Consider the following 13,035-nt stretch of genomic DNA (forward strand, 5'->3'; position numbering starts at 1 on the left):
CCGTATGACCACGACGGGCCGCCCGCCCACCGCGGAATCGGTGAAGGGCGCCCGGCCCCTTGGAGGAGGGGGAGGCGCGGGGCGGGGTGGGGAAACCGGGTCGCCGGGCGGGGGCGGGCTCTGGGAGGGTGGAGGGGTGACGGGATCGTTCGTACCGGGACTCGCGCTCGCCGAGGCGTTCCACGCCGAGATCGTCGGGCCGCTGCTGGACTCCGCGCTGGGACCGGTGCCGTACTCCGCGGGCCTGATCGGCGCCGGCTCCGAGGTGCAGGGGTACGACACCGAGCGCTCCACCGACCACGCCTGGGGCCCGCGGGTGCAGGTCTTCCTCGGCGGCGAGGACTTCCGTGCCCGCGCCGCCGATCTCACCGCGCTGCTGGAGCGCGAACTGCCCGAGGCGTTCGGCGGCCACCCGGTGCGCTGGGAGTTCCCGCCTGGGACGCCGGCCCGGCACCGGGTCGACGTCATCGACCTGGGCGCGTACTTCGCCGAGCAGCTCGGCGCGGACCCGGCCGGCGGGGTACCGGTCTCCGCCTGGCTGACGACGCCGACCCAGACCCTGCGCGAACTCACCGCCGGCGCCGTCTTCCACGACGGGCTCGGCCGGCTCGCCGCGTACCGCGAGCAGCTCGCCTGGTACCCGGACGACGTGTGGCGCCACGTTCTCGCCTGCCAGTGGATGCGGCTGTCGCAGGAGGAGCCCTTCGTCGGCCGCTGCGGCGAGGTCGGCGACGAACTCGGCTCCGCGGTGGTGGCCGCCCGCCAGGTCCGCGACCTGATGCGGCTGTGCCTGCTGATGCACCGGGTCTACCCGCCCTACGGCAAGTGGCTCGGCACCGCCTTCGCCGCGCTGCCCTGCGCCGCCGACCTCACCCCGCACCTCACCGGCGCGCTGTCCGCCGGCACCTGGCGCGCCCGCGAGCGGCACCTCACGCCCGCCTACGAGGCCGCGGCCGCGCTCCACAACGCCCTCGCCCTCACCGACCCGCTCGACCCCTCGGTCCGGCCCTTCCACGACCGCCCGTTCCTCGTGCTGGACGCCCACCGCTTCACGCACGCGCTCACCGCCACCATCACCGACCCCGCCCTGCGCGCCCGGCCCCCGATCGGCGCCGTCGACCAGTACGTCGACAGCACCGAACTCACCGCGAGCCCGAACGCGGCCCTGCGCCACCGCCACGTCCCCTACGTCCCCTACGCACCGGCCGGCGCCACGGGCACGACGTCCTGACCCGTCCCCCGCACGTACGCCCCTACGCACCCGCAGCGGGCAGCGCGGACGTACTCCGCGCTGCCCGATGCCACGGCACTAGAGCCCCGCGTGGTCGGCCTTGACCTGGTCGCGGAGGAAGTAGTCCTCGATCTCGGCGGGGATCGGCGGCACCTGGACCGCGCCGCCACCGCCGCGGATCGACTCCGTTCCCGCGATCCCCGCTGCCACCGACTGCCGGGCGGCGACCGGGGACGTCATGGTCGGGCCGCCCTCGACCGCGAATCGGACGAACTCGGAGATCAGCATCGGATCGGCCCCGCCGTGGCCGCCCTCGGCCGGAGGCACCTCGATGATCTCGTCGGCCTCTTCACGATAGGCGTCGGAACGCTTGTTCCAGAGCTTGATCGTGCTGCCCTCACCGTCACCGAAGTTCTCCAGCCGGCCCTCGGTGCCGATGACCGTGTAGTTGCGCCAGTAGTCAGGCGTGAAGTGGCACTGCTGGTACGAGGCGAGCACGCCGTTGTGCAGCACGAGGTTCGCCATCGAGATGTCCTCGACGTCGATCTTCGGCGCCAACTCCCGCTGGGCGGTGGGCGGCCAGTTGTTGGTGTCGTACCAGTCCCACATCCGGCGCCCGGAGTTGTCCTGCCGATCGGTGATGTCGCCGTACACGCTCAACGACCCGATGGCCGACACGCTCGTCGCGTAGCCGCCGGCCAGCCAGTGGATGATGTCGATGTCGTGGGCGCCCTTCTGCAGCAGCAGCCCGGTGGACTTGGTCCGGTCGGCGTGCCAGTCCTTGAAGTAGAAGTCGCCGCCGGCGGAGACGAAGTGCCGGCACCAGACGGCCTTGACCTGGCCGATCCGGCCGGCCAGGATCGCGTCCCGCATGGCCTTGATCACCGGCATGTGCCGCATGTTGTGCCCGATGTAGAGCCGGGTCCCGGTGCGGTAGGCCGTCTCCAGGATCAGGTCCGCGCTCTCGATGGTGATCGCCATCGGCTTTTCCAGGAACGTCGGCACCCCCGCCTCCAACGTCCGGACCGCATGCTCGGCGTGCAGGTGGTCGGGGGTCAGCACCATCACGGCGTCGAGATCGAGGGCCAGCAACTCGTCGATGTCGGCCGTCACCTGGACGCCGTCGCCGATCTTCTCCACCGCGTCGGTGCGGCCGCGCTCGTCGCTGTCGCAGACGGCGACCACCCGCGAGCCGTTCCCCGGGTTGTGGGCGTAGCGCCACAGGCTCGACCTGAGGCCGAAACCGATGATGCCGATGCGTGCGTCCATGTGCGATGACTCCTCGTTGCATAGCTTGGTGACCGGAACGGCCACCGGGGTACGCGCCGGGTGCGGCGGCCGGTCGGTCGCCGCACCCGCGCGATACGCGTCAGTTGCTGGTCTTGCAGGTGATCTGGGTGCGGTAGATCTGCATGTCGCCACCGGCGGAGTGCGGCTTCAGGCACGCGTCGTGCGCGATGTACATCACCTGGTAGTACAGGGGCTGGATGACCTGGTCGGCGAGGATCGAGTCCTCCGCGGCCCGCCAGTGCCGATCGGCGTCGGCCGGGCTCTTCGCCGCCCATGCCTGGGTGACCTCCGAGGACGCCGTCGCGTTGGTGTACTTCAGCCGGTAGTTGGCGTCGACCATGACGGAGGCCACCCACTCCGACGCGCTCGGGAACGACGATCCCCACAGGGCGATGCTCGGCCCGTCCAGGGCGTAGTTGTTGGTGTCCGCGCCGAGTGCCGCTGTCGGCCTGGGCCGCGGCTCGATGTTCAGCCCGATCCTCTTCGCCTCGTTGGAGATGGCCAGCGCCGCGGCGGCGAACGTGGTGTCCGACGAGTCGTAGAGCAGCGGGATGGTGCCCTTGAAGCCCGACCGTTCGAGCAGCTTCTTGGCACCGGCGGGGTCGAAGCCGCACGTCGAGCCGCATGCGTCCGGGCGGTAGGCGGACACCGAGTTCGGCATGAGCGAGCGGGCGGCCTGGCTGGAGCCGAGGAAGAGGTGCTTGGAGATGGCGTCCCGGTCGACGATCATCGAGAACGCCTCACGGACCTCCTTGGGGTACTTCTTGTCCAGGTAGGTCGGCCAGGTGATGTAGGTCTCCAGCGTGTTCTTGGCGATGGGTGTCAGGCCCTTGTCGCCGAGCGCGTTCTTGCCCTGGGCGACGAGGCCCGGAGGCAGGCTGCGCAGCACGTCGGTGTTGCCGGCGACCACGTCCTGGTAGGCGGTGTTGGGGTCGTTGTAGACCCGGAACGTGATCTTCTTCGCCGCGCCCTCGGGTATCCAGCCCTTGTAGTCCTTGCGCCGCTCCACCACCGCCTGGAACTGCGGGTTCAGCTTGGTGAGGACGTAGGGGCCGTTGGTGACGGGCTTCTTGTCGTAGGCGATCGGGTTCTTGAACGCCGACTCCGGCATGGGGCAGAAGGGCAGCGTGGCCAGCATGTAGGGCAGGTCGTTGTTCGGGCTGTCCGTGGTCAGGGTGAAGGTGCTCTTGTCGATCACCTTCAGCCCCGACAGCGTGGTCCTCTTGGCCTTGCCCTTCGCCGGGTTCAGCTCCGGGTACCCCCGCACGTGCTCGTAGGCGTAGTTGCTGGCCATCGCGTGGGAACCGAGTGCGGTGAAGTTGAAGGAGTCGACCCAGGTCTGCGCGGTGATCGGCGTGCCGTCGGAGAAGGTCCGGCCGGGGGCGACCTTGATCGTCCAGGTGACCTGGTCGGGGCTGCTGACGCTCTGGGCCCCGTCCATCTGGACCTTGCCGGCGTCGTCGATCCTGGTCAGCCCCTCACACAGGGCCATGCCGATCTGGCTGCCGGGGTTCTGCGGGCCGGTGATCCGGGCGATCGTCCCCGTCTGCACGGCGGTGATGGCACCCGACCGGATGCCGTCGCCCGAGGTGCCGTTGAGGCTGCCGCAGCCGGTGAGAGCTGCCGAGGCGGCTAGGACCGTGACTGCGGCGACGACGGTGTTGGCGACTCTCAATGCGGTTCCTCTCAGGGGTACGGACCCCGGTATGAGCAGGGGGCCAGGCAGGCGGAGGTGTCAGGAAGCCCGGTAGGGCAGCCCGACACGGGAGGCACGCACGTCCTCGGCGCGCAGGCAGGCCGCCCGGTGGCCGGTGCCGACCTCGGTGAGCGCGGGGAGGGTCTCGGCGCACTCGGCGACGGCGGTGTAGCAGCGGGTGTGGAACGGGCAGCCCGGCGGCGGGTCGATCGGCGACGGCGGATCGCCCTCCAGCACGACGCGGTCGATCCGGTGCCCGGGCGGCAGCCTCTTCGGCACCGCCGACAGCAGCGCCCGGGTGTACGGGTGGGCCGAGGTGCCGTAGACCGCGTCGCACGGTCCTTCCTCGACGATCTTCCCGAGGTACATCGTGACGATCCGGTCGGACATGTGCTGGACCACGTCGAGGTCGTGCGCGATGAAGATGATCGTCAGACCGTGCTTCTCCTTGAGCCGGTTCAGCAGGTTCAGCACCTGCGCCCGGACGGAGATGTCCAGGGCGGACACGGGCTCGTCGCAGACCAGCAGGTCGGGGCCGAGCGCCAGGGCCCGGGCGATGCCCACCCGCTGGAGCTGGCCGCCGGAGCACTCGTGCGGGTACTTGTCCGCGTGTGCCGGGTCCAGGCCCACGTCGGCCAGCAGCTCGTCGACCCGTTGCGGGATCTGCTGCTTGGGCAACAGCCTGTGGGCGAGGATGCCCTCGGCGACCGAGTCGCGGATCGTACGGCGGGGGTCGAGCGAGGCGAACGGGTCCTGGAAGATCAGCTGGACGCCGCGGTGGAAGGCGCTCGTCTCCGCGCGGCTCATCTCCGCGAGGTCGCGTCCTTTCCAGAGCACGCGCCCTGACGCCGGCCGCTCCAGCCCGACGATCAGCTTGGCGAGCGACGACTTCCCGCAGCCGGACTCGCCGACCAGGCCGACGGTCTCACCGGGCGCCACGTCCAGCGTCACGCCGTCGACCGCGCGGACCGTGCCCGTCTGCCGGGCACCGAACTTCGCGCTCTTGGGTTTGTACGCCTGCCTGACGTCCTCAAGCGCCAGCAGCCTGGTATTCATCCATGGCCTCCTTCCAGTGATGGCACGCTGCCGTGCGGTCGGCGGACACCTGGAGCTCGTGCGGAGCCTTGGTCCGGCACAGGTCGGTGGCGAACCGGCAGCGGGGGTGGAATCCGCATCCGCTCGGCCGGTTCGCCAGTTGGGGCGGCAGTCCCGGGATGGTCGGCAGGTCCGCGCCCCGGTGCTCCGGTCCGGGGATCGAGCCGAGCAGGCCGATGGTGTACGGGTGGGCGGGCCGGTCCAGGAGCTCCGCGATCGGTGCCTGCTCGACCGCGCCGCCGGCGTACATCACCAGGGCATCCTCGGCGATGTGGGCGGCGACGCCGAGGTCGTGCGTGATGAGCATGAGGCTCATGTCGCGCTCCTGCTGGAGCTCCGCGAGCAGGTCGAGGATCTGCGCCTGGACGGTGACGTCGAGCGCGGTGGTCGGCTCGTCGGCGATGAGGAGCTTGGGCTCCAGGGCCAGCGCCATGGCGATCATGATCCGCTGCCGCATCCCGCCGGAGAACTGGAACGGGTAGTCCCTGGCCCGGTTCGCGGCGTCCGGGATCTTGACCGCCTTCATCATGTCGATGGCGGCGGTCTCCGCGTCACGCCGACCGGCGCCGCGGTGGATGCGGTACAGCTCGGCGATCTGCCGGACCACCGGCACCACCGGGTTCAGCGCCGACAGCGCGTCCTGGAAGACCATGGCGATCTCGGCCCCCTGCACCTTGCGGAACGCCTTGGGCGACAGGCCCAGCAGGTCGGTTCCGTCGAGCAGGATCTGTCCGCCGGTGATCCGCGCGGGCGGTGTCGGCAGGATGCCCATGATCGCCTTGGCGGTGATGCTCTTGCCGCATCCGGACTCGCCCAGCACGGCCAGGGTCGAGCCCCGGGCGATGCTGAAGCTCAGGTCCTGGACGGCCGGCAACCGGCGCTCGCCGGAGCGGAATTCGATGCCCAGGTTCTTGACCTCGAGCAGTGGGTTGCTCATCAACGCCCCCTGGGATCGAGCACGTCACGCAGGTTCTCGCCCAACACGACGAAGGCGAGCGTGGTCAGGCCGAGCATTCCGGCCGGGAAGAACATCAGGTGCGGGGCGACCTGCCAGTTGCCGTCCGTACTGGCCGCCGCGATCTGGACGCCCCAGGAGAACGCCGGCAGCTTGATGCCGACACCAAGGATGGAGAAGGCCGCCTCGGCCGTCATGGCGGCGCCGACGCTGAGGGTCGACATCACGACCAGGGGAGTGATCGCGTTGGGGATGACATGCCGGCGCAGGATTCCCCAGTGCCGGACGCCCAGCACCCGGGCGGCCTGGACGTACTCCAACTGCTTGATCTGGAGCACCGAACCGCGCAGGTACCGCATCGTTCCGGCCCAGCTGAAGAGCACCAGCACGAAGACGATGGTCCACACCGTCCGCGACTTGAACTGGTAGAGGATTACCAGGCTGGCGATCCCGACCGGCACACCCAGGACGATGTCGGCGGTGCGGGAGATGACGGTGTCCACGGCGCCGCCGAAGTACCCCGCCAGCGCACCGGCGATCATCGCGATGAAGAACGTGAAGATCGCCACCAGCAGGCCGACCTCCAGGGAGATCCGCGCTCCGTGGACGACGTTGGAGAAGTAGTCGCAGCCCTGCATGTCGTAGCCGAACGGATGCCCGGATCGGGGGCCCAGCCGGGAGTCGACGAGGGAGCAGTCCCGCGGGTCGGTGTGGGTGAACAGCCCCGGTACGGCGGCCATCGCCGCGACCAGCGCGATGATGAGCACGGACAGGATGAAGAACGGCTGCCGGCGGGTGCGGAGCAGCCCCTGCGTCACCAGCCCGGGGCGCTTCCCGCCGCGCTGCGGGGGAGCGGACGGCTCGGGTTTGGCTCCGGTCGCGACCAGAGCCTCGATGGCATCAGACATGGCGGACCCTCGGGTCGATGATCGGATAGAGCAGGTCGACCACCAGGGCGGTGACCAGGTAGAAGAGCAGCAGGAACACCGAGACGCCGACGACGACCGGCCCCTGCTGCTGGGAGATCGCGGTGGCGAGGGTGCCGCCGAGACCGGGCAGGTTGAAGATGGACTCGATCAGCACCGAACCGCCCAGCAGGCTGGCCAGGCTCAGCCCGAGGTAGGTCACCACCGGCAGGAACGCGTTCCGTAGGGCGTGCAGCCAGATCACCCGGCCGGGAGAGGCGCCCTTGGCCCGCGCCGTCGTGATGTAGTCCGCCTTCAGGACGTCGACCAGGCTGGTCCGGGTCAGCCTCGCCAGCGGTGCCGCGGTCTCCAGCGCCAGTACCAGGGCCGGCATGATGAACGCCTTCGGGTAGCCCGCCTGGACACCGGCTATCGGCAGCAGGTGCCCCTTGATACCGATCAGGTACTGGGAGAAGTAGGCGACGAGGAAACCCGGTACGGCGAGGAAGACGACCGTGAAGAACAGGTTGAACTTCTCGGGCATGCCGTCCTTGCGCAGCCCGGCCCAGACCCCCAGCAGCACACCGATGACGATCTTCAACACGAAGGCCGACAGCGCGAGCGCCAAGGTGTAGGGGAAGGCGGTCTTGATCAGCGCGGTGACCGAGTTGTCGTTGAAGTCGTATCCGAAATTGCCGTGCAGCACGTTGTCGAGGTACTTCCCGTACTGCACGAAGAAAGGGTCGTCCAGGTTGTACTGCTTGCGGATCGCGGCGATGCTCGACGGCGAGAGCCGCTTGTTGCCGCCGGCCAGCGCCAGCACCGGGTCACCGGGTACCAGGAAGACCAGCAGATAGATCAGGAGCGTCGAACCGATGACGGTCGGGATCATGTACAGCACTCGCGTGATCGTGTACCTCAGCACCGAGGTTCCTCCTGGTTCGTGCTGGTGAAGTAAGTGACGAGATACGCGGGGGGCGGCTCGACACGGCAGCGCTCGCCGTCACGCAGAAGCGAGAGCCGGATCGCGTGCACCGTTGCCATCGCCTCGCGCGCCTCCCGGACCGAGCGGGTGGGGCCGGCCGTCACCGCCCGTACGTCCAGCGGGTCTTCGGGCGGCGGTGGGGGCAGCGGGGCGGACGGGTCGGCGCGGGCCCCGGTCGGGTCCGCTGTCCGCTCTCCGGCCTCCGCTGCGGTCGCGGTGAGCCAGACCTGGTCGCCGTCGCTCTCCAGGCGGCCGGTCGTCCCGACGACGGTGTAGTAGCGCCGATCCGGACCCGCGCCCCACCCGCGCATGTAGCCGGCCGGCACACCGTTGTCCAGCACGAACGCGATCATCGAGAGCCGCGGTTCGTCACCGGTGGCCCGGTCAGGGCGGGGGAGGGACGCGACGGCGCTGAGGTGCTCAGTCGTGCCACCCGACAGCCAGTGGATGACGTCGACGTCGAGAGCGAGCTGATCGTCCGTCACGTGGACATCGGTCCCGGTGAGGTGCCGGCACCAGATGGCGCTGACGTCCCCGACGAGGCCGTCGGCGACGCAGCGCTTGAGCGTACGGACCGCCGGAGATCTGCGCGGCGCGTGGTCGACGCGCATCGGTGCGCCGGTCCGCCGGGCCACCTCCAGCAGTTCGTCCAGCGCGGCCGGCGAGTCGGCCGGCGGCGCCGCGAGCGTGACGCCGATCCCGCGCTCCAGCACGGCCTTCGCCGCCTCGACCCGCTCCGGGCCGGGCAGATCGATGAACACGTGCTCCGGTGCGATGCCGAGTGCCATTACCTCGGACACCTCGGCGTGGTTGCGGACTCCACTCGCCAGCGGTGACGCCCTGACCGCTTCGCCCAGCGCCCCGCCGCCGTCCAGCAAGGCGATCCGCGGGTGGCTCACGGGGAGCCCGGCGCCGGAGGCGAGGTCGGGGTCCACCCGCGGCGGCGCCACTTCCTCGGTGCCGTAGATCGCGCCGGAGAAGCTCTCGAAGGCCCGGTGAACGGCGCCGACACACACCCCGTGCCGGCCGAGGGAGGTCGGGGTGATCACGACGTCGAGCTCGCCCGCGCCGTCGGTGAACTCGCCCACCGCGGTGGCCAGGTCCGAGGCGATCAGGTCTCCGAAACGCGCGAGTTCGCCCCCCAGCACGACCACGTCGGGGTCGACGGCGAGCACGAGCGCACCGATGGCCGGGGTCATGGCGGACACCAGCGCCTGCTGCGTCCTGCGGCCTTCCGCGTCCGTGGGGTCCGCGAGCAACCGCTCCAGCGGCCGCGCGATCTGGGACACGGCCTCGTTCAGCGGCCCGACGGGAAACTCGATGTCGCTGAACGACCGGAGCAGGCCGACCTCGCCGGCGCTGTTGTGGCGCCCGCGAAGCACCGCGCCGTCGACCGTTATCCGAGCCGAGACATGGTGCCAGGTGAGCGCGTAGACGCCGGTCCCGGCTCCCTCCAGGGCACCGAAACACGACTCGGCCGCAGCGGCGAGCGACAGGTCGTTGTCGACGATCACGGGGACGCCCAGCAGCGCCGTGAACCGGTCCTGGAGGTTGGTGCCGTTCCAGGACCTGACCGGCGATGTCAGGGCCTCGCCGCTCGGCGTCACCAGCCCCGCGGTGCCGATACCGACCGCCCGCAGATCGGCCCGGGTGAAGCCGGCCCGACCGAGGGCGTCGTCGACGACGGAGACCACCCGGCTCGGATCGGGCCGCGCGTCGCTGCACGTGGGCTGCCCCGACGAGCCCATCGCGAGGGTGCGGCCCGCCAGGTCGGTGAGCAGGACCTGCATCTCGGAGGCGCTCAGATCGACGCCGACGACGACGCCCGTCTCGGCGCGGAACCTCGATTGCCTGGCGGGACGGCCACCCGTCTCACCGTGCTGGACCTGGTCCGCCTCGGCCTCGACGAGGCCGTCGGAGGTGAGGTCCGCCAGAGCGGCCTCCACCGTCGGCCTGGAGAGGCGCGCGCGGGCGGCGATCTCGGCGATGGTCGCCCGGCCCAGATCCCGGATCGCGGCAATACAGAGCGCACGCGAGCCGATCGTGCGCTTGCCGTCCGAATTCGCCACTTTTCTCGTCCTTGCCTTCGCCGGCTGCCCGACACTCGGGTTTCACAGCAGCTTTCATATTGGTTAAGAAGGCTGTTGCGCAAGAGATTCGGGCCAGTCTTTCGGCAGGTCAAGACCCTGTCCGGCATGTGGACTTCCGCTGCGGGGGCGGCGAAGACACCCTTGTGAGTCGATGCGGTGAATCATCGGACATGCGAATCCATGGGCGTTTTGGGACGTGTGCGCCCGCGCGTTTTCGCCCCCGCGCGCGGCGTGGGCGTATTCAAGGATATTGAGGTGAATAGTCCGTATTTCGCTCGGCCGGCGCGATCATGAAGCCCAGCTTGGGTGGGGCTTAAGAAACCCTCGATGGACCCGGCGCGGCACGGGGCGGAAAGGTGGGATCGCCACGGCGGTCACGTCGCGGTGATCCCACCCAGCTCAGGAGAGTCCGCCGGTGAAGGCACTTGTGAAAGCGAAGGCGGAGCCCGGCCTGTGGCTCACGGACGTGCCCGAGCCCGCGCTCGGCCCGGGCGAGGTCCTGATCAAGGTGCTGCGCACCGGCATCTGCGGCACCGACCTGCACATCCGGGCGTACGACGGATGGGCGCAGCAGGCGATCCGCACCCCGCTGGTGCTGGGCCACGAGTTCGTCGGCGACGTCGTCGAGGTCGCGCCCGGCGTGACCGGCATCGCCGCGGGCGACCGGGTCAGCGGCGAGGGGCACCTGGTCTGCGGCACCTGCCGCAACTGCCTGGCCGGACGCCGGCACCTGTGCCGCAGCACCGTCGGCCTGGGCATCGGCCGGGACGGCGCGTTCGCCGAGTACGTGACGCTGCCGGCCGCCAACGTGTGGGTGCACCGGGTGCCGGTGGACCCGGACGTCGCCGCGATCTTCGACCCGTTCGGCAACGCCGTGCACACCGCGCTGTCCTTCCCGCTCGTCGGCGAGGACGTGCTGATCACCGGGGCCGGCCCGATCGGGATCATGGCGGCTGCGGTCGCCCGGCACGCGGGCGCCCGCAACGTGGTGATCACCGATGTCAGCCCGTTCCGGCTGGAGTTGGCGGAGCGGGTCGGGGTGAGCCTCGCGGTGGACGTGCGCACCTCCACGATCGAGGAGGGCCAGCGCGCGCTGGGGCTGCGCGAGGGCTTCGACGTCGGCCTGGAGATGTCCGGCCGCCCCGAGGCACTGCGCAGCATGGTGGCGAACATGACCCACGGCGGCAAGATCGCCCTGCTCGGCCTGCCGGCCGAGGAGTTCGCCGTCGACTTCGCCCGGATCGTCACGTCGATGATCACCCTCAAGGGGATCTACGGGCGGGAGATGTACGAGACCTGGTACGCCATGTCGGTGCTGCTCGAAGGGGGTCTCGACCTCAGCCCGGTGATCACCGGCCGCTACTCGTACCAGGACTTCGACGAGGCGTTCGACGACGCGGCGAGCGGGCGCTGCGGCAAGGTCATCCTCGACTGGACCGCCTGAGCGCTCCGGCCGTACGTCCCGCGCCGCCCGCCGTACCCGCACCGCGCCATGTCCCGAACTCCGGGACCCGCACCCGCACTTGCCCCCTCGCCCCCGGCTCCCGCCCCTCGCCTCAAGGAGACCCTCCCGATGCTCGACTCCGTCCGCGCGGATCTGCGCGCCACCCTCGACGAGATCCGCACCGCCGGTCTGCACAAGCCCGAGCGCGTCATCGGCACACCGCAGAGCGCCACCGTCGAGGTGACCGCGGGCGGCCGCCCCGGCGAGGTGCTGAACTTCTGCGCCAACAACTACCTGGGCCTGGCCGACCACCCCGACGTGGTGGCCGCGGCGAAGGACGCGCTGGACCGCTGGGGATACGGCATGGCCTCCGTGCGGTTCATCTGCGGCACCCAGGAGGTGCACAAGGAACTGGAGTCCCGGCTGTCGGCGTTCCTCGGCATGGAGGACACGATCCTGTACAGCTCGTGCTTCGACGCCAACGGCGGCGTCTTCGAGACGCTGCTGGACGAGCGGGACGCGGTGATCTCCGACGCGCTCAACCACGCCAGCATCATCGACGGCATCCGGCTGTCCAAGGCCCGCCGGCTGCGCTACGCCAACCGGGACATGGCCGAGCTGGAGCAGCGGCTCAAGGAGGCGGGTGACGCGCGCCGCAAGCTGATCGTCACCGACGGCGTGTTCTCCATGGACGGCTTCGTCGCCCCGCTGGACGAGATCTGCGACCTGGCCGACCGCTACGGGGCCATGGTGATGGTGGACGACTCGCACGCGGTGGGCTTCGTCGGCCCCGGCGGGCGCGGCACCCACGAACTGCACGGCGTGATGGACCGGATCGACATCCTCACCGGCACCCTCGGCAAGGCGCTCGGCGGCGCCTCCGGCGGCTACGTCGCCGCCCGCGCCGAGATCGTGGCGCTGCTGCGCCAGCGCTCCCGGCCGTACCTGTTCTCCAACTCCCTCGCCCCGGTGATCGCGGCCGCCTCCCTGAAGGTGCTCGACCTGCTGGAGGACGACTCCGAGGCGGGCCCGGGACCGCTGCTGCGGGCCCGGCTCCAGGAGAACACCGCGCTGTTCCGGGAGCGGATGACCCACGAGGGCTTCGAGCTCGCGCCGGGCGGCCACCCGATCGTCCCGGTCATGATCGGCGACGCCGAACAGGCCGGGCGGCTGGCCGACCTGCTGCTGGAGCACTCCGTCTACGCGATCGGCTTCTCCTACCCGGTGGTGCCGCACGGCAAGGCCCGGATCAGGGTGCAGCTGTCCGCGAGCCACTCCGCCGAGGACGTCGAGCGGGCCGTCGCGGCATTCGTGGCCGCCCGGGAGTCCCTGGCAGGATGACCA

10 protein-coding genes are annotated in these 13,035 nt (G+C 70.4%); 3 read left to right on the top strand and 7 right to left on the bottom strand.

The genetic code is table 11. The features are described 5' to 3' along the window. The first annotated feature begins 136 nt into the window (after nucleotides 1-136). Entirely contained in the window at nucleotides 137-1,231 is a 1,095-nt protein-coding gene (locus tag AB0399_RS15270; protein ID WP_366411584.1) for a DUF4037 domain-containing protein, read from the top strand. A gap of 78 nt (nucleotides 1,232-1,309) precedes the next feature. Here AB0399_RS15270 and AB0399_RS15275 read toward each other — a convergent pair whose 3' ends face one another. The 7 genes from AB0399_RS15275 to AB0399_RS15305 all read right to left on the bottom strand — a co-directional run bounded on the left by AB0399_RS15275 (nucleotide 1,310) and on the right by AB0399_RS15305 (nucleotide 10,226). Continuing rightward, nucleotides 1,310-2,500, bottom strand: a complete 1,191-nt coding sequence (locus AB0399_RS15275; RefSeq protein WP_329373305.1) for a Gfo/Idh/MocA family oxidoreductase — start codon at nucleotides 2,498-2,500, stop codon at nucleotides 1,310-1,312. A gap of 100 nt (nucleotides 2,501-2,600) precedes the next feature. Continuing rightward, entirely contained in the window at nucleotides 2,601-4,196 is a 1,596-nt protein-coding gene (locus AB0399_RS15280; RefSeq protein ID WP_366411585.1) for an ABC transporter substrate-binding protein, read from the bottom strand. 60 nt (nucleotides 4,197-4,256) lie between these two features. Then, nucleotides 4,257-5,273, bottom strand: a complete 1,017-nt coding sequence (locus tag AB0399_RS15285) for an ABC transporter ATP-binding protein (RefSeq protein ID WP_329373309.1) — start codon at nucleotides 5,271-5,273, stop codon at nucleotides 4,257-4,259. After that, nucleotides 5,248-6,249, bottom strand: coding sequence for an ABC transporter ATP-binding protein (locus tag AB0399_RS15290; RefSeq protein WP_366411586.1), 1,002 nt, complete (start codon nucleotides 6,247-6,249; stop codon nucleotides 5,248-5,250). Before AB0399_RS15290 ends, AB0399_RS15285 begins: the two co-directional genes overlap by 26 nt. Continuing rightward, on the bottom strand, nucleotides 6,249-7,175 hold the full coding sequence (locus AB0399_RS15295) for an ABC transporter permease (RefSeq protein ID WP_329373314.1): 927 nt from the start codon (nucleotides 7,173-7,175) through the stop codon (nucleotides 6,249-6,251). The genes AB0399_RS15290 and AB0399_RS15295 overlap by 1 nt, the downstream gene beginning before the upstream one ends. Next, on the bottom strand, nucleotides 7,168-8,064 hold the full coding sequence (locus tag AB0399_RS15300; protein WP_329374575.1) for an ABC transporter permease: 897 nt from the start codon (nucleotides 8,062-8,064) through the stop codon (nucleotides 7,168-7,170). The genes AB0399_RS15295 and AB0399_RS15300 overlap by 8 nt, the downstream gene beginning before the upstream one ends. A gap of 26 nt (nucleotides 8,065-8,090) precedes the next feature. After that, nucleotides 8,091-10,226, bottom strand: coding sequence for an ROK family protein (locus tag AB0399_RS15305; RefSeq protein WP_366411587.1), 2,136 nt, complete (start codon nucleotides 10,224-10,226; stop codon nucleotides 8,091-8,093). A gap of 436 nt (nucleotides 10,227-10,662) precedes the next feature. Between AB0399_RS15305 and tdh the strand changes: the two genes are divergently transcribed. Continuing rightward, nucleotides 10,663-11,691, top strand: coding sequence for an L-threonine 3-dehydrogenase (gene tdh, locus AB0399_RS15310; RefSeq protein WP_329373318.1), 1,029 nt, complete (start codon nucleotides 10,663-10,665; stop codon nucleotides 11,689-11,691). A 129-nt stretch (nucleotides 11,692-11,820) separates the two neighbouring features. Further along, nucleotides 11,821-13,032 carry a glycine C-acetyltransferase gene (locus AB0399_RS15315; RefSeq protein WP_366411588.1) on the top strand — a complete coding sequence of 404 codons (1,212 nt, stop codon included), beginning with the start codon at nucleotides 11,821-11,823 and terminating at the stop codon, nucleotides 13,030-13,032. Nucleotides 13,033-13,035: the final 3 nt, after the last annotated feature.

The sequence above is a fragment of the Streptomyces sp. NPDC088194 genome, assembly GCF_040702025.1.
GTDB lineage: Bacteria > Actinomycetota > Actinomycetes > Streptomycetales > Streptomycetaceae > Actinacidiphila.

Coding starts and splice junctions, on each gene's coding strand:
- AB0399_RS15275 (WP_329373305.1), bottom strand. CDS start 2,500: ATGGACGCACGCATCGGCATCATCGGTTTCGGCCTCAGGTCGAGCCTG.
- AB0399_RS15285 (WP_329373309.1), bottom strand. CDS start 5,273: ATGAATACCAGGCTGCTGGCGCTTGAGGACGTCAGGCAGGCGTACAAA.
- AB0399_RS15290 (WP_366411586.1), bottom strand. CDS start 6,249: ATGAGCAACCCACTGCTCGAGGTCAAGAACCTGGGCATCGAATTCCGC.
- AB0399_RS15295 (WP_329373314.1), bottom strand. CDS start 7,175: ATGTCTGATGCCATCGAGGCTCTGGTCGCGACCGGAGCCAAACCCGAG.
- AB0399_RS15300 (WP_329374575.1), bottom strand. CDS start 8,064: ATGATCCCGACCGTCATCGGTTCGACGCTCCTGATCTATCTGCTGGTC.
- AB0399_RS15315 (WP_366411588.1), top strand. CDS start 11,821: ATGCTCGACTCCGTCCGCGCGGATCTGCGCGCCACCCTCGACGAGATC.